Source organism: Streptosporangium sp. G12, from assembly GCF_052983175.1.
The window spans coordinates 1-23,637 of the sequence record NZ_JBRIQO010000005.1; the positions used below are offsets into that span (position 1 = coordinate 1).

Genomic DNA, 23,637 nt, shown 5'->3' on the forward strand with positions numbered 1-23,637 from the left:
GTGAAGTCGGAGACCGACCCCTGGTTGTTGCTGTTGAAGTAGTAGCAGAACTCACCGCTCTCGCACACGCCGTTACGGCCCGCCGCCGAGGCGGGCGCCGCGGAGGCGAGCACCGCCCCGCCGAGCACCGTCGCTGCGGCCGCCGTGCTGAGGATCTTGTCGAGCGTTCTCATGGTGTTCTCCTTGTGTCTGTGCGGCCCGGGGTTCGAACGGTCGGCGACGCCGGCACTCCTCCAGGTGCGGGACGCCGGGGGGTGATTCCTGCGGCGGAGCCCACAATTTCGGATCATTCACGCCGTCCACAAGAAGATCGTGTTGTCAGCCTGTCCGAGAGGCTTTCCGTACAGGCGTACGCGCCGCCTGACAGGTGATCCGCCGGTTCGGCCCGGCGGCGAATGCCGAATCGATTCGCATCCGGGTGGTCCAGGACGGATCGGTCTCGATGAACGGTTCCCGGCTCAGGCGCTCCAGCGTGACGTCCCTCTCCGAGGTGATCTGATTCAGTTGCGTCGAAGTGGAAATGTCCGGAACGGCTTCCGCAGTTGAGCCAAGGGTGCGGCCGTTCACGAAGGCGGCCGCCTGGTTCAGTCCACCCGAGCGGAGATCCATGTCCATGACGCCCCTCACGGCCGTCCAAGAACGCCCACGGGTCGTGGAACGTGCCACGCGGGCCGCGCACGCCCGGGGCTTCTGGTTCGTCGCGGTCGCGTTCACCGTGCTGATGGCCTTCGGCACCCTTCCGACCCCGCTGTGGCCGCTGTTCGCCGAGCGTGACGATTTCGGCTCCACCGTCGTCACCATCGCCTTCGCGGCGATGGTCGTGGGTGCGGCAGCGGGTTTCCTCCTCTTCGGGCATCTGTCGGACCGTCTGGGTCGCCGACGCGTCGTCGTTCCGGCGTTGCTGACCCTGGTGGCGGCATCACTGGTCCTGGTGCTGTGGCCCTCGGTCGCGGGCCTGCTCACCGGCCGGGTCCTGACCGGACTGGCCGTGGGGCTCATGGCCTCGACCGCGACGGCCTACCTCAGTGATCTCTACCAGCGGGCGCACCCGGAACAGCCCGGGTCGGCGACGCCCGGACTCGTCGCGGCCGTGGCCAACCTGGGAGGACTGGCGCTCGGGCCGCTGGCCGCCGGCGTGCTCGCCCAATGGGCGCCGTCGCCGCTGGTCACCCCGTTCGCGCTGTTCGCCGCGGCGGCGCTGGTGCTGGTGGTCCTGGTGCTCCACAGCCCCGAGACCATCGACCGCGGCGCCGCCTCCGAGGTCCCTGCCCGTTTCGCCCTGCGACCCGGTGGCGGCAGGCGATTCGCGGCGGCCGCGAGCACCGGCTTCTTCTCGTTCGCCGTGATGGGCTTCTTCTCCTCGCTGGGGGCCGTCGTCGTCCACGACGTCCTGGGCATCTCCTCGCCCCTGGTCGCCGGGCTGGCGCCGTTCTCGGTCTTCGCCGCCTCCGCCGTCGCGCAGATCGCCCTCAGACACCTGTCGCCCGGGCGGATGCTGGTGAGCGGGGTGGTGCTCTTCCCCGCCGGACTCACGCTGACGGCGGTAGCACTCTTCCACCCCACTCTGTGGCTCTACCTCACCGCGGCCTCGATCGCGGGAGCGGGTGCGGGACTGCTGTTCAAGGCATCGGTCGGCCAGAGTGCCGGTGCCGCCCGGCCCACGTCCCGCGCGGGAGTGCTGGCCGTGTTCTTCGTCATCGCCTACCTGGGCATGGGCCTGCCCTCGATCGCCTTCAGCGTCGTCTCGAAGCACCTCGGACTGCATCCCACGATGATCGGCTTCGCCGCCGCACTCTCCGTGGGTGCCATCGCCGCGGTCGTCACCTCCACGCGGTTGCCGCATTCGCAGTGATCATCTTCAGATCTTCCAGATGGAACGCCTGGCTGAGAACGGACACCCGCACCATTCGCCTGTCCCGTCTGGGACACCTCGCGTTCCACCTTGGTGGGACCGGCACCCGCGTGACGCCGTGAACATGACGGTGCCTCCAGCGGAGGCCTGGCCCTCTGCCCTCGTGGAGCGCAGGACTGCCCTCGTGTGGCACCAGGACTGTCCTCGTGGAGCGCCAGAACCCCCAACAAAACGGTGTTTACCGGCCAACCGCTCGCCTGGGCCGGCCGTCTCATCACTGCCCGCTTCTTCCAGCTTGAGGATTCAATGGTGCGTTCCATTCCCTTGGCCCTGTCCGCTGCCGCCTTAGCCGTGGCGCTCGTCCCCGTCGCGCCGGCGCAGGCCGCCGCGCTGCCGACGATCCAGATCGTGAAGATCTACTACAACTCTCCGGGGTCGCCGGACTTCGGAGCGAACAGCAGCCTGAACGGCGAATGGGCGCAGATCAAGAACACCACCAGGAGGGCCGTCAACCTCAGCGGATGGACGCTTCGCGACAAAACAAACCGATCGGATCACATCTACCGGTTCGGCGCGTTCACCCTCGGCGCCGGAAAGACCGTCACCGTGCGGACGGGCAAGGGCAGGGACGACGCCAAGAACCGTTACTGGGGGCGCGCCGGAGGGACGTTCGCGTACATCTGGAACCAGACCTCGGACACGGGATACGTCCACAACCCGTCCGGCAAGCTCGTCGACTCCTGCTCGTACAACAGCTCCCGGGTCGAGTGGATCAGCTGCCTGTAGTCGTACAGCGCGACGACGCCCTCGTTCTTCGGAGCGGGGGCTTCGTCGTGTCCGCCCCCGGGGGTGGGCGGGTCGTGGTCGAGGGGTTCGGCGACGAGGACGGTGAGACCGAAGTGATCCCTGGTGGGGTGCGGTGAAAGGACCGAGGTCAGGCTCGGTCCCGCGCGGCGGCCGACCGGTCCCTGGAGGCGTCCGCACCCCGGCTCGCCGGCAGGCGCAGTGTCTCCTCCGACGTCGAACCGGGCTCGGCGTGGTAGGTCTCCAGTGCCTGGTCCTGATCGCCGGGGAGCGTGAAGGTCTCGTGGCGGAGTGTCGGCTCACCCGCCGGCGGGTGCATCATCCGCATGCTGCCGTGCGATTTCTCTTGACGTCGTGGGCCGCCCACAGGGTCCGGAAGTCCTCGCGTTCGGCGCCGTGGTGGACGTCGTCGGACCCCGTGGGGAACGCAGCGTGCCGCTCGCCGGACTCCACGTCGAACCCGGTGACGACCCGGCCCGCGAACACGTGCTCGCCCCGGACGAGCTCATCGTCCGCATCCGGGTGCCCGCGACCGCGGCCGGGAGCGGGCACGCCTCCCGGCGTGGCTGCACCGCTGACCGAGGATGTCAGCGGTGTGCGGACACGCCAGGGAGCGCGGCCCGGACAGCGGCTTCGCGATCATCTCGGGCCATGGCCTCTTATGCTGATACGCAAATCGGGCCTGAACACCGAAAGGTCGTGGGGATGGCCGGCGAGGTGAGCACCGGATGGAAAGCGCCACTCGGCCAGATCGCCGCGGCCTGGCTGGTCGGCTCCCTGCTGAGCCCGTCGCTGTTGCGGACCGGCACGATGATCCTTTTCGGCGGTTCCCCCTTCCTGCTGGTTCTCCCCGTCGTTCTCATGGTGGGTGCGCTGTGCGTGGTCGCCTGGGTCGTTCCCCAGGGGTCCGCACTGACGTCGCGTCGGGCGGCGGGCCGGCTCTCCTGGTCGGTGCTCGTATTTCTCGCAGGGACGGTGGGCTGGTTCGGCGGCGCTTGGGCCGACTCCGAGCTGTCCCTGTCCCTCGGTCGGCAACCGCTGGCGCTCCTGGTCGGCGGCCTGCCGTTCGCGCTGGCCGCGGGAATGCTCTCCCGGCGCGGGATCGCCTTCGGTTCTGTCGCGGTGACCACGGCGCTGGTGGTCACCGGAGTGCACGCCGTCGGGGAACAGCGTGCCGACAAGGAGGCGAAGGCGAGGGCAGAGACCTTCGCCGCCCGTCTTGATCCGGTGCGCGACCTGCTTTACGTCGCGCACATCCCGGGTTACCGGGTCACTCGCGACACCTCGGGGGTGAGCGCGTTCTTCGAACCGGTGGACCAAACAGTGGTCAAGGTCTGGCAGGACCACACCATCGTGCTCACCGCCGCGTACGGCGAGCCCGCCACGGCGAAGTGCGCGAAGACGTTCCTCCGTCCGCCTTTCGGGTTCGACGAGCATCCTCGGTGTGTCCTGGAGCGCCCCGGGCTCTGGTATCTCACCGGTCGGATCCCGAAGCCGAGATGGGGATGCCCGTGCGGGCTCCAGGGGTACGTCCGGCAGGATGGCGGCGTCCTGGTCAGCGTCCAGTCCTCCGATGCCGTACCCCGGGAGGTCCTCCGGGACGCCGTGCTCAGCGCCCGGCATCCCACCGACGACGAGGCCCGCGAGCTGATCCTTCCGTCCTGAGGCCCGGCGCGGTCGGCGGCCGGTCTCGGACGGCGGGATCCGCACGAACTGCGGCTCCGGGGACCTACTCATCTGGTCCGGAGCCGGTGGAGGCGCTGACCCGCCGCGACATGACCACCAGCCCGGACGGCCTCCCTCCGGAGGTCGATGTCCGGCCGGCAAAGATCCGTTCCCGGTACGGCTCCGAGCATCCGGTGAGCCGGTCGATCACCAACGCGACGTCCTGCATCACCCCGGCCGTGCGTGCCGTAAAGGCCGCGCCGGCGCGAATCCAGCAGCTATCGGCGTCATGCGACGTTCGCCTTCTCGGGCCGGCCTGTAAACGGATCACCAGGCCGGCAGGCGGTGGGGCGTCCGTCCCCTCGGTTCCGCCCGGCTCTTCCCGTGAACGGTGGAGGGCGGCCCCCGCTGCGGCGCGTCGCGGCGTGAGCGGGCTCGGACGGCGTCAGCGGCGAAGGACCGGACGCGGGAGCGCCGCGAGAAGGCCCCCGGATTCGCCTCCTTAATCGAACGTACTAGTCTGTTCGATTAAGGAGGCGAATCATGGTGACGAAGACGAGAAAGACGAACACGGTAGAGAAGATCCTCACCACGGCGGCCGACCTGTTCTACGCCCACGGGCTGCGAGGAGTCGGCATCGATCAGGTCATCGCCGAATCGGGTGTCGCGAAGTCCACGCTGTACGTGCACTTCCGCACGAAGGACGACCTCGTCGCGGCCTATCTGCGCAGGACCGACGACTCCTGGACGGCGCAGCTGCAAGCCGCCGCGGAGCGCGCCGGTGACGCGCCCGGCGACCAGCTCGTGGGACTCTTCGACGCGCTCCAGGACGCCTTCGACAGACACGGCTTCTTCGGCTGCCCGTTCGTCAGCGCCGGCGTCGAAGCCCCGCTGGGCTCGGAAGCACGAGCGATCACCGTCCAGCACGTGCGACGCCGCCAGGGCTGGCTGACCGAGCTCGGCTCGAAGGCCGGAGCCGACGACCCGCGGGCGCTCGCCCGCCACATCGGACTCCTCATCGACGGCGCTCTCGCGTCCGGCCGGCTCCTCCAGGACCGCACGGTCGTGGACGACGCGAAGGACATGGCCGTCCGGCTCGTCGCCGCCCACACCAGCCGCCACGCGGGCGCGGATCAATGACATGCCTTCGGGCCTGAACCGCACCCCCGGCCCGATCACACTCCATCAGCTCATCGACAACACACGAAACGAGGCGGCACCATGCGCGCGGTAGTACTGGAGCGGTTCGACACCCCCCTGGTCCTGAGCGAGATCGACAAACCTGTCCCCGGCTCGGGCCAGGTGCTGGTGAAGGTCAAGGCGAGCGGGGTCAACCCGCTGGACACCAAGATCCGGGCCGGGAAGGCCGGCCACGCCAAGAGCCGCCTGCCGGCCGTGCTCGGCATGGACATGGCCGGTGTGGTGGAGGAGACCGGCGCGGAGGTCATCGGCTTCACCCCCGGGGACGAGGTGTACGGGTTGATCGGCGGGGTGGGCGACCTCCAGGGCTCGCTCGCGGAGTACGTCGCCGTGGACGCCAGGCTGCTCGCACACAAGCCACGGTCCCTGAGCATGCGGGAGGCCGCGGCGCTGCCGCTCGTCGTCATCACCGCGTGGGAAGGCCTGGTGGACCGGGCGCAGGTGCGCGCGGGCCAGAAGGTACTGATCCACGGCGGTGCCGGCGGCATCGGACACGTGGCCGTCCAGCTCGCCCGCGCTCGCGGCGCCGAGGTCTACGCGACCGGATCGCCTCAGAGCCTGAAGAGCATCGAAGGCCTCGGCGCCACCGCGATCGACTACACCACCACATCGGTGGACGAGTACGTCGCCCGGCACACCGATGGCGAGGGCTTCGACATCGTCTACGACACCGTCGGCGGAGCGACCCTCGACGCCTCGTTCACCGCGGTACGCACCTACACCGGCCATGTTCTCAGCGCTCTGGGCTGGGGGACCCACAGCCTCGCGCCCCTGTCGTTCCGGGGCGCCACCTACTCCGGCGTCTTCACCCTGCTGCCGATGCTGACCGGCCGCGGACGAGAGCATCACGGGGAGATCCTTCGCGAAGCGGCTTCCCTTGCCGACTCGGGGGCGTTGAAGCCCCTGCTCGACGCCCGGCACTTCACCCTCGCCACCGTCCCCGACGCACACGCCGCGGTGGAGAGCGGCACCGCCAGGGGCAAGATGGTCATCGACATCGAGGAGTGAGCCCGGCTTCGGTTTCCTTGAGAGCGTGTCATCGGGGCATGGAAGAGCGCCGTGAGCGTCGGGCTCTCACAAGAAGATCACCCAGGGGGTGGCCGGAAGTCCGACCCGGCACCGGTGATCTCGCACGTGATGCCGGTCTCCTCCAGCGTCTCCCGGACGGCCGCGGCCGGGAGAGACTCGCCGAGGTCGAGGGCGCTGCCGGGAACGGCCCAGTCGTCGGTACGGTAGATCATCGAGATGTCCCCGGCGTCGTTGGCGACGACGACGTTGACCGAAGGGACGATGCGCCCCCCAACCGCTTTGACCTTTCCCGATCACGGCTCACCGCAGGTCAGAGGAGGGCAGGGCGGACGAGTCGGCCTGTAGGCCGGGTTCTAATCCGGCCTGCTCGTGACCTGCACGCCGATCAGCGACCTGCCGTCTGACCTGCGGGAACACTGCCGTTCTTTGACATTATTCTCCGCCGCCTTCCAACGCCATGTGCCCCCAATGTGCCCTCGGGGCACGCCGACCAGGCGCGCGATTCAGCTCAGCCTGCTACCGCCTTGGCGTGAACCGACTGATGCCACTCCAGGGCCTCGGGAGTGTCCCGGTACTCCAGAAGGTGCTGACCCGCGATCTTCTGCAACAGGTCCCTCACATCGGCGGGCGTAGCGTGGAAGAACTCGCGGCGGAGGTTGACCTTGTTGACGCGCCGATCGTTCAACGCGGCGTGCAGCCGCCCCTCAAGCCCGACCGCGTCGTCACTGAAGATCAGCGCGTGCGTGTCGAACTTGAACGGCACTGAGGCATCACCCAGCTCCCGGACACGGTCCTCGGGCTCCAGGCGGCGAGTCATGCCGATCTTGACGACGTCCTCGCCGAACGCGCCAATGTTGGAGATCACATACACGTAGCCGGCCCGGACGTTGGCCTCACGCGCCTCGACGTCGCTGACCGCCGCGCCGATCTCCTCCAACTTCGCCTTGAGCTCCTCCGCCCCAGCCTCATCCCCCTTGGCCAGCAACTTCGACAGAGCGGAACGGTAGTGGGACTCCTCCTTGCGGAGCCTGGCTTTCTCCCGCTCGAACTCCCGCCGCGCGGCCTCCTCCTCGCGCTGCTGCTCCCGCTGGGCACGGGTGCGCTCCTTCTCCTCCTCCTGCTTGGCCAGGTAGTCGGCGGTCAACTCCAACTCGTAGACCCGCAGCCGGTGATAGTCACCGCTGACGTGGATGCTCATCGTCTTACCGAGCTTGACGATCATCTCCACCGCCTTCTCCAAGCGGTCGACAGCCGACTGCAGCTTGTACGGGCGCATCGTGCGCACACAGTTGTCGGCCTCGGCGTTGTAGGCACGCAACATCAGCTTGGAGAAGTCACGTACCATCCGGCGTCCCTCGGCCGCCGACCCGTTGACCTGCCAGCTGGTGGAGCCCAGCACCGCCTTGCCGTCCTTGGACAACTCCTTGATGCGTGCCTTGACCTGCGCCAATCGCTCCTTATAGGCCACTGCGTCACTCAGCGGGTGCCGGTACTCGTAGACACCGGCCTCCTGCAACAACACGGTCTCCTCGGTCTGCACGATCAGCCGCTCGACCTCGCGCAGCCGCCGCGTGGCATCCGCGATGGCCGTCTGCAGTCCCTAGTGCTCGGCATGTAGCGCCTCGATCATCGCGGAGACGCGCATGGCGTCCATGCCACCCAGCCGCTCGACCCACGCGCGCAACTCGGCGTTCTCCGCCTCCAGCTTCTTCTTACCCCCGAACAGTCCCCCACCGCGCTCCGGTACCGCGGGAACGGGAACGGGCTGCGACTGAACCGGAGGCGCAGAAGGCGGAGGCGACAGCTGCACAGGAACCCAGAACTCCCAGCCGGGCGGCGCCGGAGGCCACGACGGATTCGGCTGCCACCCCTCCGGAGGCCGCCAACCCACAGGAGGAACCGGCCATCCAGGAGGCGAATTGAACCGGTACTCCATCGTCACGCCCTCCTCGACCACGTGCCCTGTCGCGACACATGCCACAAGAAGACAGCTGCCTCGGCTCACTGGTTTACAACAACCTCAACGATTCACAGGGATGCTCACCACGAGCAGGCAGGAGCTGACAATCTGACCGACTCGTTAATACGACAACGACAGGTAGTTATAAGCGTCTTCGCTTATGGTGACTGGCCCGAGCCCGTGCTTGACTGAACCGGCGCCAGGCCACCCAGGCAAGGACATGACCGACCGAGTGCGCGGCCGGGGCGGCGATGCGGTTGAACAGCCGCCGCACCTCCTGGACCGTCCACGGCATCACACCGGCTCCGCCACCGGCCGCAGGCCCCCCTTTTGCAGGCCATCGCGGATGATCACCAAGAACGCCGCCGCGGTCATCGCCAACGTGATGTGCCGGTACCAGGCCCAATACGAACGCACCTGGTAGTGATCGAGACCAACCTCGTTCTTGGCCGTCTGAAAGCACTCCTCGATCGCCCACCGGCTCCCGGCCACCCGTACCAGCTCGGCCAGACCTGTCCCGGCCGGACCGAAGCACAGGTAGTAAGCGATATCAGCAGGATCACTGACGGACCGGCGGGCCAGCAACCAGTACCCATATTGCGGATCGCGCAGCGGCCGGATCTCCACGGCCGCCCACGCGAACACGCGCGGCCCGCGCACCCCGTCACCGCAGCTGAGCCGCTGCCAGGCCGCCTCCGGGAGCTCGGCGACCAAGCGGTGCACACGAACCTTGGTCAGCTGCATCGACACCGCCATCGTGCTCTTGGGCACCGCGACCACATACGCGATCCCGGCGTGCTCCAGCCACAGCCGGAACTTGCTGTCGCAGCCGTAGACCTCATCGGCGGTCACCCAGCCGAACGGCACGCCCGCCGCCACCGCGCGCTCGATCATCGTGCGGGCCAGCGCCGGCTTGGTGGCGAAGGCGACCTCGTCACCGATCCCAGCCTGCCTGCATCGAGGCCGGTCATCAGCCCACTCCCGGGGCAGATACAGCTCCCGGTCGATCAACGCCCGCCCACGCGTCGAGGCATAAGCGAGGAACACGCCGATCTGGCAGCTGTCGATCCGGCCCGCGGTGCCGGAGTACTGGCGGGCCACCCCGGCCGAGCGCACGCCCTTCTTCAGGAAGCCGGTCTCATCGACCACCAGCACCCCGCCATGGGCGTCCCCGAGGACCTCCACCACGCTCCGACGCACGTCATCGCGCAGCCCGTCGGCGTCCCAGGCGTAGAAGTTCAACAGCCGTTGCATCCGCTCCGGGCCTGCCTGCCCGGCCGCCTCAGCCAAGGTCCAACCGTTCTTACGCTCACTCTCACCCAGCAAGCCGCGCACATAAGAGCGCATCTGCCGACGCGCCTCCACCCGCGGGAACCGACCCGCGAACCGGCCGACGAACGCCGTGAACCCCGCCGACCACCCAGCCACCGTCTCCGCCAGCATGCTCAGATCGTCCACTACCCGATCTCAGATCACAACCTGTCGTTGTCGTATTAAGAACTGCCCTTCGTCGACACCTTTGCTGATCCCCGCCCTCGTAGATCTGGGTGTTCTCCGATGCATTCATGGGCGACCTGCGATAGCCCCTGGATCTGGCCATTGACCAGGCCATACGCTTTCCGACACCTTCCATCGGTTGCCGTTGTTTTCGATGCTCCCACGGAACAGTCACGGAACAGACCATGATCATGAGGTGTTCAGTGACGCTTCCCCGGAAGGATTCTCGCCTCATCGCCGTAAGTGATGAGGCGTACCGCTGGCGCGTCCGCCACAGGCCCACTTACGGCTGAACCCACATGACCTTCGCCGTCGAACTTACGGAGAAGCCGGGCAGCGTCCTCCTCGTCGCACTCCCCTACGCCCGCCCCGACAACTGGCTCCTCGAAGAATCGACGAGCGTTCGCCCCGCCCTCGTTGTGCAGTGCATCCATTGAGCAATCAGCGAAGGATGGACACCGCACCACCCCGGCTCTGCTCACCGACTGGAACTCGCTCGAGCCGAACTCTCCCCTCCGCACCCGTAGCTCAGAACCGCCAGGGAAAGTCAAGCGTCGGCTGCACTCTCGGATAAACCGCCGAAGACGACCCAAGAGGGGACAGATCCTCGCCGCGACGACCACTAGATGATACTCATTAGTTATAAAAAGTGCTTTAATTCCATGAATCCATGGAAGAGGATCTCATCAGTTGCTGGAACTGTCCCCTAGCCGCCAGCCAATGGCTTAACTCCATGACGCAGAAAGGAGGACCCAGTTGCCTCGCAGAGTGTCCGAAGCTGATGCAATCGCACGGATGTTGGGGAGAGGAGCACAGCCTCTGGTCCCGTTCCCTGGCACCCAGTTGCCATGGCTCTGCCGCTGCTTGCGCTGTGGTGGAGAAAGCTCCCCTCGCTACAACGATGTCGTGAACAAGGGCAGCGGTGTTTGCCGCGGTGTTTGCCGCTCGCGGCGCATCGCGGAGGGACTAAGGAGAGATGCTGCCGAAGCCGTCGAGGTGATGCGCGCCTGGAACTGGGAGCCATTGGAGGACTACCCCGGCGCGGGCATTCCGTGGAAGAGCCGCTGCCTCCAATGTGGCAACGTCTTTCCAAAGAAGCTGTCGCACGTTCAGAAGGATCGAGGCGGCTGCAAGAACTGCCTAGGCGTGGTCGTGACGCCTGAGTCCGCTCGATATGTGATGCTCCAAGCCGACCTGGAGCCGCTCGTAGACTACCCCGGATCTCAGGACCCATGGCTCTCGCGCTGCATGCGAACTGGCCACCTGGGACGTCCGACCTACTCGCACGTGAAGGCTCGCGGCCATCAGTGCTGGAAATGTCGCTCAAAAAACATCGCCACCGCACTTCGGTTCACTGAGGCCGAGGCTACGGCAATGATGCATGATGCGGGACTCGAAGCCTTGGTCGATTACCCTGGCAGCATGAGGCCCTGGAAGGCCCGCTGTATGGGATGTGGTTCGACTGTCATGCCCATGCTGCACAACATTCGTGCGGGAAGCGGCGGATGCACCAAATGCGCCGTACGCGGGATTGATCTAACCAAATCGGGCTACCTCTACCTGGTAGTCCACAATGGGCATCGCGCGTTGAAGGTCGGCATCGCTAACATCAATGAGCGGCTACGGCAGCACACCTCACTGGGGTGGCAGGTAGTCGGCCGATGGGAAGCGGACGTCACACAGGACGCCCGTGAGATCGAGCGTGAAGTTCTGGCCTGGTTTCGCCGGCTCGGTATCCCCTATGCGTTCGAACGGGGCGAGATGCAGCACCGCGGTTATACGGAGACGGCGTCACTGGACGACATCAATGTGGAACGGGTAGAGGCGTTCATAGAGATCCTCGCGTTCAACGTTCTCAAACGGAGCAGGTAGATGGCACGAGTACCGGAGGCCGCTGCCCCGGCTTCCGGTACTGCCAGATTCATAGGCGCCGTTCACATACGGCACCTCATCCAATGCCACGTAGGCTCCGATTGGGAGAGCCATTAAAGCCCGCGATGAGGTAGCACGGCAATACCTCCGCCCGTTTTTCAGGCGGACCAATCACCCTGGTCAGGTAGCGGAGGCCGTAGTCAGAGGGTGGTGGACGGTCGCCGAGGTGAGTCCATGTACGGGGACGTTGCTGTCAGCGCTGCTGTCACCTGAACAGCCGACAGACGATGGAGCGTCCCAAACCGGCCAAGCCATTCGGGACGCTCATTCGAGGCGCCTGCGGTTAGGACAAGATCTCCGCTCGCAGCACCTCGTCACGCAAAGCGCGGTGAACCTCAGCGGAGTCGGCGTTGTAGCTCGTCTGGCGTCGAAGCTCCTTGCGCACCGCATCGACCACCACTTCCGACAGAAGCACCTGCGCCAAGGACTTCGGCGACGTCGCGGCGCGGGCCCTCCACAGGTCATCCATCAACCGGCGCTTGAACGACTCCTTGGTCAGGTAGAAGAGCCCATCAACCTTGGTTGCCAAGCTGGCGTCTCCAAGAAGGTCGACCTCAAGGGCAAGATCGATGACCACGGGAAGGCCAGCGGTCATGTGGTATGCCTGCCAGACTTGTCCGTTGGACAGGATCATCCACTCGACGCCCTCGTTGACGGCGTACATCTGTACTTGGCGCAGGTGCTTGGTGTTGAGCTTCTGGCTGCACCGCTTCACCTCGATGAAGGCGACCAACTGCTTGTCGATGCGGATGCCATAATCAGCGAACTCACCCTTGACCTGGTACTCAGTGGTGAGGTCCTCGTACTTGTCGTAGCCCAGCCCTTCGCACAGGAAGTCTGTGATCAGAAGCCGCGTGTCTCCTTCGTTGGCATCACGGGCCACCAGATCGGCCAGCGGCTTGGAGTAGCGGCGCACGGCCGTTCGGACTCGGTCTCGTGCGTCGGTCTCCCATTTGGGAACTGCCCGCGCAGCGGGAGGCTTCTTGCCGCCGGAGCTGTCGGTCTTTTTCGCGGTACCGGGGGGGTTGGAGACCTGCTCTTCTCCGACGATCACCTGTGCCGACTGCTCACTCATGCGCTCACCTGCGGATCTAGTAGGGACAAGCAGGTTATTCATCCAAGATAGATCAACTCATCCTGTAATTTTCAATCGATACACAAACGACTCATTCCGCTACACAGGAAACCCCTAAACATGAACAACTTCTCAAGACACCTAAAATAGACATTTATGCATAATTCATACCTAACGCGCGCGCCCCGTCTACGCTAGTCCGAGATTACGGAGCGTCGAAAAAGCATATTTGGTCCTACCTAGTAGCGATCGCTGAGGATTCAATCGGCAACGCCGACTTTAATGAGCTAAGTCCTCTCTAACCCATACGACCTTCTGACGCTCCTATGTCAAGCGGCTGCATCGGCAGCTTGTGGCGGGGTGGCGAGTCGGGCTTCAACGTCGGTGATCATGGTGCGATAGACGACGTCTGACAGGTGCCGCTTGAGGACGCACCGCCCGCCTGGCGGTGTTTCGCTGGATCACCCGCTACAACACGGTCAGACGGCACTCCCGTCTCGACCAAATGAGCCCGATCGACTACGAGAAGACGGCAGATAACCTGAAGGCTGCCGCCTGAGATCGGTGTCCACATTCAGGGGAAACCCCCGTGTTTAAGCGGTTCCTGCCGGGTGGTGTTCGCTGATCAGGGCTTTGCCGGGCGGCTGGTGGTCTGGGCGCGCGAGGTGCTGGGCATCGTCGTGCACATCGTTGCCAAGCCCGCCGACCAGCGGGGTTTTCGGGTGCATGCCAAGCGGTGGGTGGTCGAGCGGGCGCTAGCGTGGTTGATGATGCATCGGCGACTGGTGCGTGACTACGAGCGTCGGCCACCGATCAGCGAGGCGATGATCAGGTGGGCGGCGATCGGTACGCTGCTACGGCGGATCATCCGGGGGTGTCCCGCTCAGCGGCCCGGACCACGGCCACTCGAACAGCTCCGCTCAGGCCGATGACCCTCCGTCCTCAGAAGGCGCGGAGCCGACTCAGTAGCTCTTGCGCGGGTCGGCTGTCTGCCTTGAACCCGACGAGATCGCGCTGGCCGCTGGGGGGTGAGAAAAACAGCGCGTTGTTGCATTCGAAGCAGAAGGCGATCTCGAACAGAAGGTGATCCGCGTCGTGGGCTCGGATCCCGTAGCCGGGTCGGAAACAGCGCATCCTCTCGCCTGCCGGCAAGCTGGCGACCAGGTCGAGAAGCTCGATGGCGTCCGAGTCGCGCCAAGTGCCGACGATCGTTCCGGGAACGCTGGTCCAACGGTGCGAGTTGGAGGAGTCCTCGATCCGGACGCATTCAAGTCGCTGGGTCCGTGTGTAGGCCGTAGGCAGGAGCATCAGGCAAGGATGTCAGCACCACTCACTGGCCGCCCTGGAGCCGCTGAAGTCTTCGATCACCCCTCAAACACCTACTTAGCTTTCCCGTCCAAAGGTTGGGCCTTACAACTGGTTCAAGAGTCAGGCTGGTGTTGCGGACTCGGTGCTGGAAAGATTCCGGCAGCATGACCGTCCGCTTTTCAGCCAGCGGTCTTTCGCGGGCGCCTGGCGGTGTTCCGCCTCGTTGGGAGGAACGGAACGGTGTACATCGACGCCGGCGGATGCCCGATGTCACTTAAACAGGATTTTGATTTCCGCAAACAATAAATTGAAACACCAGCGCGCCGCAAATCCCGTCCGTGCGACTACGATCTAACGTGATCCAAGTCGGTGGTCGGCAGCGGAGGAAGGCCCATGACGGAGTTCGATCGGGGCTTGTCGCGGACGGCCAGTCACCGCTTCGGCGGTTTTCGGTGCCGGAAGGCATGCGCGTCATCCCTCTGGATGCCTGATGGCGCTCTTTGTCAGCGATTCGCACCTAGGGCGGGAAGGAAGACAGGCAGGTCGCTCTACAGTTTTCTGACTGGGCTTCCTGGTGTGCTGTTTCGAATTCTTCTCGTTGTCGCGATCGGCGTTTTCGCTGTTGGCGCCTGCGGGAACGGTGAGGACAGCGATTTGGACCACCGTCCTGGTAATCCGGACCTAGAGGAGCCCGCGCCGCAGAATCCGGATCCGCCGAGGAATCCGGATCCAGAGGAGCCCGAGCCGACGAATCCGGATCCAAAGGAGCCTGAGCCGTCGAATCCGGATCCAGAGAAGCCCCACTCGCCTGCGCCGCCGGGGCTGGAGAATTCATGATCTGGCGGCTCCGCCTGGCCGGGAACAGCATTATTCAGTGACGGCGAAGGATGCGTGGCGAGAACCGAAAGGCCCGAAGCATGTCCGATTCGAAGCGAGATACGGTCGATGCAGCAGGGGAAGCCGAGGACAGCTCCGGTAGGTCAGGTAATGTTCCGGACTCCCGAATCGGTTTCAGTATCGCGTTTCGCTACCTCGGCACAGTTGCGGCGCAGAGCACCGTACTGGCCGCGCTTCTCTTCTATTTCGGATGGGTCCGCACGAAGGCGACCCTGGGATACTTCGGCATAACCGGAGATCTCGCCGAAATTTCCGCCACGGAATATGTTCTACGCAGCGTCAGATTGACCTTTAAGGTGCTGATCACCACAGGCGTGATCGCATTGATCGCGCTTTTCGTGCACAGTGCGATCCTGGCCCCATTTCTGGCGGGGCGCGAGGTGATTATTAAGGCCATTAGGATTTGCGCTATTACTGTCGGGCTCCTCGCGTTCTGCACCGGCTATTTTCTTTATGTGACTAATTACACCAAAAACGTCCAGTTTCTTCCGATTTTGCTGGCAGTCGGGGTGATACTGGTTGGCTGCGCGATGCCTTCGTGGGTTTGGGCGCGAAGCGGCGCTACGACAGGGCGGGCGATCCTGATCGCCTTCCTCTTCCTCATGGCGTTCTGGGCAGTTGCCTCGTACGCGCCGAAGCTTGGATGGCAGACGGCATTGGAGACGCGTCGCGACTTGCGGACCCGCGTGGACGTGTTCAGTGACAAGTCGCTGGATCTGACCGGCCCAGGCGTCACGTATTCCCTGCTTCCGACGGGCGGACGTTTTCGGTATCGCTACACGGGCATGTTGCTGCTACTGTATTCCCATAAGCGATATTTCCTGCTCCCGGACGGCTGGAAACGGCGTCGTGATCCGGTCTATCTATTAGAAGAGGGGCCCGGCGTTCGCGTGGAGTTTCGAGCTCGCTGATCCCGCTGGCGAACGGCCCCGGAGATGCTGCCCCCTTGAGCCTAATCGCCTACTGCAGGTTGATTCGCGACCTTCACAAGCACGTCAATCTGCCGAACCTGGGGTGTTGGTAAGATTCGCGCCATCAGGTAGATGCGATCGCGTTGAGCCTGTTCGCCAGCTCCTGCCACTGGCTGGGTCGACCTGACAGGGCGTCCTTCTCCCGAACGTGATCCCAGCCGCCATGTAGCGATGAGGTCTTGTTCTCGGAAGGTGCTGAACTGGGGGCTTCAAAGCGGAATTGCGCGTTTGCCGGAAATCAGCAGCATCTTTGCTTTCGAGAGCACTAGCTTCTCGGATCCCACTGATCTGCCCGATCGATCTACTTTGGGGCTGGAGCCACCTTCGGGAAGAGGACGCCTTATAAGGGTGTCACTCTGGCGACCTCGCGTAATCAACTGTCGCCTATTCGGCGAACTGGGCCGAGGACGTTGCTGACCTCGTCCAGGTGCTCCGCATCAACGCTGGTTGACGATATTCGGCCTGCAGGATTTTGAGGGCCGGGGTTGGTTCCGGCGATTCGACGGTTGTCAGAGAGTGAGTTGGCGGGGGTGGGTGATCTCCTGGGCTGTGGTGACCGCCGCTTCCCTACGGGCCAGCGGGTCGGCGTCGGCGAGGGTGTCGAATGACAGCCGGGTGAGGTCTTCGATGCGCCGGATCGGTACTTGGTAGGTCTTGTAGGCGCCGTAGGAGAACTCCGCGGGAGCGGCTTCCAGGCCATTGAGGAGGTGGTCTTGGCTGAGCAGATAGCCGGTGGCCGACAGCTCGCCGTTCTGCTTAGCCATCGCCACGACTTTCCAATACTGGCGGGGCAGGTGGATGCCGCGGTAGGGGTCGTCGTCGGCCGCCAAGACCGGGCCGGTGAAGACGGTGGCTTTCAGGTCGCAGGTGTCGGCGGCATCCAGGATGTAGTCCTCCAGCCCGGCCCAGGTGGTCTGGTTCTGGTTGAAGTCTTTGTGCTGCGGGGTGCAGTTGGTGAAGTGGAAGGTGTCGTCGTTGCCAGCTTTGGCTACCGCGTGGTCAGCCCCCCACGCTGGATCCAGGCGGCGCACCAGGTGGCCGCGGTCCAGGGGGTTGTCGCGGTAAACCGCTTCTCCGGCCTGCTCACTCTCAGAGAGGCGGGGGTCAAAGATCCACCGGTCGGGGTCGCGGCGGATGCGCCGACTGGTTGCGCCGTCGATGTTGACCGCGGTGAAGAAGGCCAGCCGCCGCTGCCGGTTCATCACCACGCTGAAATGGTGATAGTTCAGCACGTGCGCCCGCCCATCGCTCGCCTGCCCGTCGACGTGCCGGTTGAGCGCCGCCAGCGGGACAAGATCGGGGTGCAGGGCGGGTAGTGGTACCCGATGCCCACCTGGCAGAAAGTCCGGGTCATAGCCGCGGCGGCCGGCGTAGTCCGGGTCGATCTGGATCGCCTCTGGCGCCGCCGCTGTGGCCGGGTCGGTGGCGTCGACCGGTTCGCCGCGCAGCCGGATGTCGAAGGGGACGGTCAGCGTCAGCGTCAGCGGCACCTGCCCGGCGGCCGCCCGCCCTGCTGCCTCTACCTGCTTTACGGGCTGGGCGGGGCGGGTGAGCGGCCCACCGACCGAAGCGGACGAAGCCGGTGGGGCGGGCGAGAGGCTGATGCGTTCGGTGAACATCCGGCCGACCAAAGCCTGCTGGTCCGGCGGCAACGACTGGCAACGCAAGAAGGCCAGCAGCCGACTGACCCGTACCCCTTCGTTGATGACGCCGCCAAGCCCGTCGTGGCTGGCGGCGGGCACGCCGGCGTGGTGCAGGGCCACGATCTCCCACTGATCGTTGAAGACCGGGGAGCCGGAGGAGCCGGGCTCGGTGTCGGTCTGGTAGTGCAGGAACAACTCCAAGACGTCGACGATCCGGTTCTCCCGCAGCGCGACTTGTTTCTTCTCCCCGCCCGGATGCTGGACGATCGTGACGAAGTCACCGACGATGGCCTTGCCCTCGGTAGCCACCAACCGGTTGAACCCGAACCGGGCCAGCTCGCCAGGGTCGGCCTTCACCGCCACCAGCGCGAAGTCCAGCTCTTGGTCGGCGACGAAGAACCGGTCCGGATCCAGGGAGAAGCCCTGCAGCGGGAGTGGCCGTCCGTCGATACCGTCTTGATAGTCGAACTCCACGCCGCTGCGGCCGGCCGTAGTGGCGTCGGTGAGCACGTGGTGGTTGGTGAGCAGCAGGTGCGGGGAGACCAGCGATCCGGTGCCGTAGCCACCCAGCCGCCCGCGCGCGTCACGGACGACCACCCGCCCGACCGCCCGCGCCGCCGCCGCCCCGCCTTCCAAGTAGCTGACAGGCAGCAGGTCGTTGGTTTGGATGATCCGCTCCAGCACCGCCGCCGCCGCTGCCACGGCCGCCGGTTCGGCAGCGGTGATCGCCGCAGGGTCAATCGGGCGGATGTCGCGGTAGTGGTGGCTGAGCCGATCGATGCGAGTGGCCACCCTCACCGGCTCATCAGCCCGGGCGATGCCGCCCGGCTCGGCAAGTATGGCGATCTTCCGCCGACGCTGCTGGCTCCTGTCGGCCACCCGCGCTGCCACATCCTCCTGCACCCCGGCGGACGGTCCTTCCGAACCCATGCCCCACCCCATTCCGCCCGTCCTCGGTCGACCGCCGTCACTTTGCCGACGGGGGCGTTATTCCCCGGCTGGGATCACGTAAGTCTCCCCGAACCGGATCGGTTGGCTGTGGCGGTGTGCGCCGAACCGAAAAACAGGCCACCGACTATCCCCAGGTCAAACCAGATCTAGCGGCTTATCACACACTTTTTAACATCACTCCGATTTAGCCGGACCCTGCCCTGCTTCGATCCTGTGCTTTTCATCCTGTTTCTAAGCTGGAACGAAGAGCCGGAAGGATTCATCGGGGGAGATGAGATCATGAGCGGCGAATCCATAGCAGACGTGGTCCTCGAGGGCGGAGGAGTCAAAGGGCTCGGCTTGGTAGGGGCGCTGTCCTCACTGGACGCGCATGGATACCGGTTCGGTAGTCCGGGCCGAGTGGCGGGCACTTCCGCAGGCGCGGTGGTCGGATCACTCATAGCGGCAGGGCTGCCGATCCGTGAGGCCGTGAGACTGACACAGGAGACCGATTTCAGCGCTTTTTGTGACAGCCCGTGGTTTAGCTCGTTGGGCCGCGGACTTTCCATGATCACCAAGCTCAGCCTGTATCGCGGGGACCATCTACACAAGTGGATCAGTGACAAGCTCGAACAATGCGGTGTGCGGACTTTCGCCGACCTCCGCCTGGACGACCCGGGCAGCGACCTGCCTTCCCAGCGCGCCTACAAGCTCGTGGTGATCGTGTCGGACGTGACCAACCGGCGCATGGTACGACTGCCCTGGGACTACCACCACTACGGACTCGACGCGGATGAGCAACTGGTCGCCGACGCCGTTCGCGCCTCCGCAGCGATCCCCTTCGTGTTCTCTCCCGTCCAGCTCTCAGGTCCCGGCGGGCGCTCGGCGATGCTCGTGGACGGGGGGCTGCTCTCCAACTTCCCCATCACGGTCTTCGACCGGCAGGACGGCACACGACCCCGATGGCCCACGTTCGGAATCAAACTCTCCGGTCCCCCGTCCGAGCCATGGCACGCGGAATCTCGCCCGATCCGCAGCCCGTTCGGGCTCGCGATGGCGTTGATCAAAACGATGATCAACGCTCACGACCTTTACGCGCTGGGCGAGCCCGCCGTACGGGACCGCACGATCTTCGTCAACACCGGCGGAGTCGACGCCATCGACTTCAGCCTCGATCCCGCTGGCAGGCGGACGCTGTTCGACAACGGAAAGCAGGCCGCCGAGGAATTCCTGACGACATGGTCCTTCGCCGAATACCTGGACAGGTACCGGCACCGGGCCGCTGTCAGCCGGGTCTGAGAGCGTCTGCGGGAAACGAAACCGACCGAGTCTGGTTCGACCAGTTCACGGCCGCGCTGGGCATGGACTACGGGCAGCGCCGCGTCGTCGTGCCGGTTGACCAGGCCGACCCGGCGCTGTTGTACCCGGGGTCGGCGGCTGCCGGAACCGAGCGCGTGAACAAGGCCCGGTAGTCCTCTAAGCTTCGCTTTTAACCCGGTGATGGGTGGTTCTCGACGTAGAACGGCCACCGCGCGATGCTCCGAGTACGACCAAGTGCCCGGAGGTGTGTGGTGGCCGTCGTTTCGAGTGTGCTCTTACCCAGCCCATCTCGCCAAGGGCTGGCCCGCCTGACGACGTTTCGGCAGGAGCTGATGAGCTGCTTCACCCGTCGCTCGGACGCGCTGTTCGAGCTCGCCGATGCCGTGCTGGCCGCCGGGCCGGTGGCCTCGTTGCCGTACCTGTCGCTGGATCCCCTGCACCGGCGCGGACACGGCAGCGGGTATGCCGCGCTGGCCAAAGGGCAGATCAACACCGACGCCCTGCGGGATCTGCCGGCCAGGCAGTTGGCTCAGCGACCTGCGGTGTTCGCCATCGACGTCAGCTGCTGGGCGCGTAGCGACGCCGAATGCTCACCTGACTGCGGGTTCTACTACCACCCCACCCGACACTCGGCGGACAAACCGATCATCGCCGGGTGGGCATTCTCCTGGCTGGCCGCCCTGGAGCTGACGACCAACTCCTGGACTGCTCCGCTGGATGTGGTGCGCCTGCTGCCGGGCACGAACATCAACGATGCCGCGGCCACCCAGATCCTCCACCTGCTGCCGCACCTGCCCGACCCCAGCGGGCGGCTCCCGTTGTTCGTCTTCGACGGCGGCTACGACCCGGTCCGGCTGGCCCTTGCCCTAAAGGACGCGCCGACGCAGCTGCTGGTGCGGATCCGTTCCGACCGCTGCTTCTACGCCGATCCGCCGCCCGCCGAGGTGGGCGCCCGTGGCCGACCGCGCCGACACGGCAGGAAGTTCACCTGCGCCGACCCGGGCACGTGGCCGATCCCGACGGCCGCTCTCACCACCACAGATGCGCAGTACGGCACCGTGACCGTGCATGCCTGGAGCGGGCTGCACGCCAAAACCCAGCAGCATGACGGGCACGGCAGCCGTGGTCCGCGCCCGATCGTGGCCGGCACCGTGGTTCGGCTCACCGTCACCGCGCTCCCCGGCCGCACCCGCAAGCCCGCCACTTTGTGGCTGTGGTGGCACGGCCCCACCGGTTGCCCTGTGGACCTGGATCTGCTGTGGCGCTCTATGTGCGGCGGTTCGACCTCGAGCACACCTTCCGCTTTTGCAAGCAGACCCTGAACTGGACGCTGCCCCGGCCTCGCACCCCCGAACAGGCCGACCGGTGGACCTGGCTCATCATCGCCGCCTACACCCAGCTACGCCTGGCCCGCGGCCTCGTCACCGACCTGCGCCTGCCTTGGGAAAAACCGCTACCCGCCCACCGATTAACGCCCGGACGCGTGCGACGCGCATTTCGCTCCGTTCACGCGGTAGTAGGCACCCCCGCCAGCCCACCACAACCCTGCGGGCACTCCCCGGGCCGCCCACGCGACACCATCCGCGGACCTGCTCCCCGTCACCCGGCCATCAAAACGACCAACCGGACGGCCTGACATCCAACACCGGGTTAAAAGCGAAGCTAAGAGCGCCTAACAGAATGAGTTCGACTGTGCTTTGATCTCTCGCTGTAGTGACGGTAGGGGTGGCAGGTGGCGCGGCCGAAGCCGTGGGAGGTCAGCGACGAGTTGTGGGCGGTCATCGAGCCGTTGCTGCCGAAACACCGGCGTCGGACCCGCTGGCCGGGGCGTAAACGGCTCGATGACCGTCTGGCTCTGCAGGGCGTGTTGTTCGTGCTGCACACCGGCATCGCCTGGGAACACCTGCCGCAGGAGCTGGGTTACGGCTCGGGCATGACGTGCTGGCGGCGACTGAACGAGTGGCACAAGGCAGGTGTCTGGCAGCGCCTGCACGAGGTGCTCCTGGCCCGGCTGCGCGCCGCCGATGCTCTCGACCTCTCCCGGGCCGCGGTGGATTCTTCGCAGATCAGGGCGTTAAAAGGGGGGCGCAGACCGGTCCGTCCCCGGTCGATCGAGGACGGGCCGGCAGCAAGCACCACCTGATCACCGACGCCACCGGCATCCCGCTCACCGTCATCCTCACCGGAGGCAACCGCAACGATGTCACCCAGCTTCGCCCGCTCCTGGAGGTGATCCCGAAGGTCCGTGGCAAGCGTGGCCGTCCACGGCAGCGTCCCGACGTCGTTCTCGCCGACCGGGACCATGACCATGACAAGTACCGCGATCTGGTCCGTGAGCTGCAGATACGTCCGCTGATCGCTCGCCGGGGCACTGGACACGGCTCTGGCCTGGGCAAACACCGCTGGGTCGTGGAACAGACGTTCGCCCTGTTGCACGCCTTCCGCCGTCTGCGCATCCGCTGGGAGGCCCGCGCCGACGTCCACGAGGCCTTCCTCAGGCTTGCCTGCGCACTCATCTGCTGGCGACGCCTCAACTCGTTGCGTTAGCAGCTTTAAGCGGCAAATCGCGCGTCCGCACTGTTCGCAGGGAGCTGCCATGTGTAGTTCGTCTGGGTTCTCGTTGAACCCCCTGCAGGCCTCATAAGCGATTTCAGTCTGGCTGCCACTGAGCACTTCATTACGAGTCAACGGCATGTCCCAGGTCGGCAGCCTCATGCCCTGGTCAGATGGTAGATACGGGTCGGTAGCGTGTGCTCGTGTAAGGCAGTGTTGCTGTACGGGCCTGCTGTACAGCACTCCTCGTCGGGCTGCGGCACGGCCGCTCAATCATGGCTGACTGTGCAGGATCTCCATGGCCTTAAGCACGTCGGTAGCGACATGATCCGCGCTGTGATCGTGGTCGGCCCAAGTACCTCGGTCGATCCAGATCGTACGTAGCCCGGCCGCCTGTCCCCCGCCGATGTCGGCAACGAGGTTGTCACCGACCATCCATCCCCCGTCTTCGAGGGTTATGCCACAGCGCCGGGCCGCGACCTCGAACAGACCGATGTCGGGCTTACGGATGCCTTCGAGTCCTGAGAGCGCATAGGCGTCGACGGCCTCGGCCAGTCCTGTCCGCTGGATCTTGCCGAGCTGGTTGTCCGCGGTGCCGTTGGTGACGATCGCCACCTTCCGCCCCGACGCGCGGAGTTGAGACAGCCCGTCCATCACCTCGGGTCGACAGTGGACGAGGTACGGCATGCGCTGGCGGTAGCGGCTCCACAGTTCGTCGACCGGCTCGGCCAAGGCGAAACGGTCCCGGACCTTGCTGAAGAAGACCTCACGGTGCGGGTAGCTGGCTCGATCGAGAGCGATCAGCCAATCAACCGCCTCGCGATCTAAGTCGTGTTCCTCGGCGAACTTTCCGGCCCATACCTGAAACGCCTCATCTAGGTTGACGAGCGTGTTGTCCAGGTCGAAGAGCGCGAGCTTCTGCACGGCTGCCACCATACCCGGGGCATTCCTCGCTCCGAGTGTGCTTGGCCGGCGAGATCACGAGGTCATCCGGTGGCAAG

Annotated in this window: 22 protein-coding genes and 1 pseudogene; 12 read left to right on the forward strand and 11 right to left on the reverse strand. The window is 65.4% G+C overall.

Annotation, left to right across the window (positions count from 1 at the left end; translation table 11 throughout):
- Positions 1-318: 318 nt before the first annotated feature.
- On the reverse strand, positions 319-615 hold the full coding sequence (locus ACVCAG_RS09070; protein ID WP_440087594.1) for a hypothetical protein: 297 nt from the start codon (positions 613-615) through the stop codon (positions 319-321).
- A gap of 37 nt (positions 616-652) precedes the next feature.
- Between ACVCAG_RS09070 and ACVCAG_RS09075 the strand changes: the two genes are divergently transcribed.
- Positions 653-1,852 (forward strand): MFS transporter, encoded by a 1,200-nt coding sequence (locus ACVCAG_RS09075; protein WP_440087595.1) that lies wholly within the window; start codon positions 653-655, stop codon positions 1,850-1,852.
- 306 nt (positions 1,853-2,158) lie between these two features.
- Positions 2,159-2,638 carry a lamin tail domain-containing protein gene (locus ACVCAG_RS09080; protein ID WP_447189720.1) on the forward strand — a complete coding sequence of 160 codons (480 nt, stop codon included), beginning with the start codon at positions 2,159-2,161 and terminating at the stop codon, positions 2,636-2,638.
- A gap of 148 nt (positions 2,639-2,786) precedes the next feature.
- On the opposite strand, the gene ACVCAG_RS09085 is transcribed toward ACVCAG_RS09080, so the two are convergent.
- Together ACVCAG_RS09085 and ACVCAG_RS09090 are read right to left on the reverse strand one after the other, a co-directional pair.
- Positions 2,787-2,984 carry an MmyB family transcriptional regulator gene (locus ACVCAG_RS09085; RefSeq protein WP_440087597.1) on the reverse strand — a complete coding sequence of 66 codons (198 nt, stop codon included), beginning with the start codon at positions 2,982-2,984 and terminating at the stop codon, positions 2,787-2,789.
- Positions 2,975-3,208: a hypothetical protein gene (locus tag ACVCAG_RS09090; protein WP_440087598.1), complete on the reverse strand. Its 234-nt coding sequence runs from the start codon at positions 3,206-3,208 to the stop codon at positions 2,975-2,977. Before ACVCAG_RS09090 ends, ACVCAG_RS09085 begins: the two co-directional genes overlap by 10 nt.
- A 153-nt stretch (positions 3,209-3,361) precedes the next feature.
- Here ACVCAG_RS09090 and ACVCAG_RS09095 point away from each other — a divergent pair, with 153 nt between their 5' ends.
- From ACVCAG_RS09095 to ACVCAG_RS09105, 3 genes are all read left to right on the forward strand, one after another.
- Positions 3,362-4,321 carry a hypothetical protein gene (locus tag ACVCAG_RS09095; protein WP_440087599.1) on the forward strand — a complete coding sequence of 320 codons (960 nt, stop codon included), beginning with the start codon at positions 3,362-3,364 and terminating at the stop codon, positions 4,319-4,321.
- A 543-nt stretch (positions 4,322-4,864) separates the two neighbouring features.
- On the forward strand, positions 4,865-5,461 hold the full coding sequence (locus tag ACVCAG_RS09100) for a TetR family transcriptional regulator (RefSeq protein ID WP_440087600.1): 597 nt from the start codon (positions 4,865-4,867) through the stop codon (positions 5,459-5,461).
- An 81-nt stretch (positions 5,462-5,542) separates the two neighbouring features.
- Entirely contained in the window at positions 5,543-6,529 is a 987-nt protein-coding gene (locus ACVCAG_RS09105) for a zinc-dependent alcohol dehydrogenase family protein (protein ID WP_440087601.1), read from the forward strand.
- Positions 6,530-6,606: 77 nt separating this feature from the next.
- Here the strand turns inward: ACVCAG_RS09105 and ACVCAG_RS09110 are convergent, their stop codons facing one another.
- The 4 genes from ACVCAG_RS09110 to ACVCAG_RS09125 all read right to left on the reverse strand — a co-directional run bounded on the left by ACVCAG_RS09110 (position 6,607) and on the right by ACVCAG_RS09125 (position 9,953).
- Entirely contained in the window at positions 6,607-6,813 is a 207-nt protein-coding gene (locus tag ACVCAG_RS09110) for an NUDIX domain-containing protein (protein ID WP_440087699.1), read from the reverse strand.
- Positions 6,814-7,058: 245 nt separating this feature from the next.
- Positions 7,059-8,090 (reverse strand): DUF4041 domain-containing protein, encoded by a 1,032-nt coding sequence (locus ACVCAG_RS09115; protein WP_440087602.1) that lies wholly within the window; start codon positions 8,088-8,090, stop codon positions 7,059-7,061.
- A gap of 60 nt (positions 8,091-8,150) precedes the next feature.
- Positions 8,151-8,360 (reverse strand): hypothetical protein, encoded by a 210-nt coding sequence (locus tag ACVCAG_RS09120; protein WP_440087603.1) that lies wholly within the window; start codon positions 8,358-8,360, stop codon positions 8,151-8,153.
- A gap of 444 nt (positions 8,361-8,804) precedes the next feature.
- Positions 8,805-9,953, reverse strand: a complete 1,149-nt coding sequence (locus ACVCAG_RS09125) for an IS701 family transposase (RefSeq protein ID WP_440087700.1) — start codon at positions 9,951-9,953, stop codon at positions 8,805-8,807.
- 960 nt (positions 9,954-10,913) lie between these two features.
- Between ACVCAG_RS09125 and ACVCAG_RS09130 the strand changes: the two genes are divergently transcribed.
- Positions 10,914-11,879, forward strand: coding sequence for a GIY-YIG nuclease family protein (locus ACVCAG_RS09130; protein WP_440087604.1), 966 nt, complete (start codon positions 10,914-10,916; stop codon positions 11,877-11,879).
- Between the two features lie 343 nt (positions 11,880-12,222).
- Here ACVCAG_RS09130 and ACVCAG_RS09135 read toward each other — a convergent pair whose 3' ends face one another.
- Positions 12,223-13,014, reverse strand: a complete 792-nt coding sequence (locus ACVCAG_RS09135; protein WP_440087605.1) for a type I restriction enzyme HsdR N-terminal domain-containing protein — start codon at positions 13,012-13,014, stop codon at positions 12,223-12,225.
- 436 nt (positions 13,015-13,450) lie between these two features.
- On the opposite strand from ACVCAG_RS09135, the pseudogene ACVCAG_RS09140 reads away from it, so the two are divergent.
- Together ACVCAG_RS09140 and ACVCAG_RS09145 are read left to right on the forward strand one after the other, a co-directional pair.
- Positions 13,451-13,573: pseudogene (locus ACVCAG_RS09140) on the forward strand (IS3 family transposase); the annotation flags it as partial.
- Positions 13,574-13,625: 52 nt separating this feature from the next.
- Positions 13,626-13,946, forward strand: coding sequence for a transposase (locus ACVCAG_RS09145; protein WP_440087606.1), 321 nt, complete (start codon positions 13,626-13,628; stop codon positions 13,944-13,946).
- 10 nt (positions 13,947-13,956) lie between these two features.
- Here ACVCAG_RS09145 and ACVCAG_RS09150 read toward each other — a convergent pair whose 3' ends face one another.
- The gene (locus tag ACVCAG_RS09150) at positions 13,957-14,322 is read right to left on the reverse strand and encodes a hypothetical protein (protein ID WP_440087607.1); all 366 of its coding nucleotides are present in this window, start codon (positions 14,320-14,322) and stop codon (positions 13,957-13,959) included.
- 917 nt (positions 14,323-15,239) lie between these two features.
- On the opposite strand from ACVCAG_RS09150, the gene ACVCAG_RS09155 reads away from it, so the two are divergent.
- Positions 15,240-16,130 carry a hypothetical protein gene (locus tag ACVCAG_RS09155; protein WP_440087608.1) on the forward strand — a complete coding sequence of 297 codons (891 nt, stop codon included), beginning with the start codon at positions 15,240-15,242 and terminating at the stop codon, positions 16,128-16,130.
- 569 nt (positions 16,131-16,699) lie between these two features.
- On the opposite strand, the gene ACVCAG_RS09160 is transcribed toward ACVCAG_RS09155, so the two are convergent.
- Positions 16,700-18,736 (reverse strand): DNA/RNA non-specific endonuclease, encoded by a 2,037-nt coding sequence (locus tag ACVCAG_RS09160; protein ID WP_447189721.1) that lies wholly within the window; start codon positions 18,734-18,736, stop codon positions 16,700-16,702.
- Positions 18,737-18,997: 261 nt separating this feature from the next.
- Between ACVCAG_RS09160 and ACVCAG_RS09165 the strand changes: the two genes are divergently transcribed.
- From ACVCAG_RS09165 to ACVCAG_RS09175, 3 genes are all read left to right on the forward strand, one after another.
- Positions 18,998-20,062, forward strand: a complete 1,065-nt coding sequence (locus tag ACVCAG_RS09165; RefSeq protein WP_440087610.1) for a patatin-like phospholipase family protein — start codon at positions 18,998-19,000, stop codon at positions 20,060-20,062.
- A 353-nt stretch (positions 20,063-20,415) separates the two neighbouring features.
- Positions 20,416-21,405: a transposase gene (locus ACVCAG_RS09170; protein WP_440087611.1), complete on the forward strand. Its 990-nt coding sequence runs from the start codon at positions 20,416-20,418 to the stop codon at positions 21,403-21,405.
- 410 nt (positions 21,406-21,815) lie between these two features.
- Positions 21,816-22,630, forward strand: a protein-coding gene (locus ACVCAG_RS09175) for an IS5 family transposase (protein WP_440087612.1) whose coding sequence is annotated in 2 segments (ribosomal slippage) — positions 21,816-22,170 and positions 22,170-22,630 — 816 coding nt in all. Because the reading frame shifts where the segments join, the coding sequence is not laid out codon by codon here.
- Positions 22,631-22,909: 279 nt separating this feature from the next.
- On the opposite strand, the gene ACVCAG_RS09180 is transcribed toward ACVCAG_RS09175, so the two are convergent.
- Positions 22,910-23,560, reverse strand: a complete 651-nt coding sequence (locus ACVCAG_RS09180; protein ID WP_447189722.1) for an HAD family hydrolase — start codon at positions 23,558-23,560, stop codon at positions 22,910-22,912.
- Positions 23,561-23,637 lie beyond the last annotated feature (77 nt).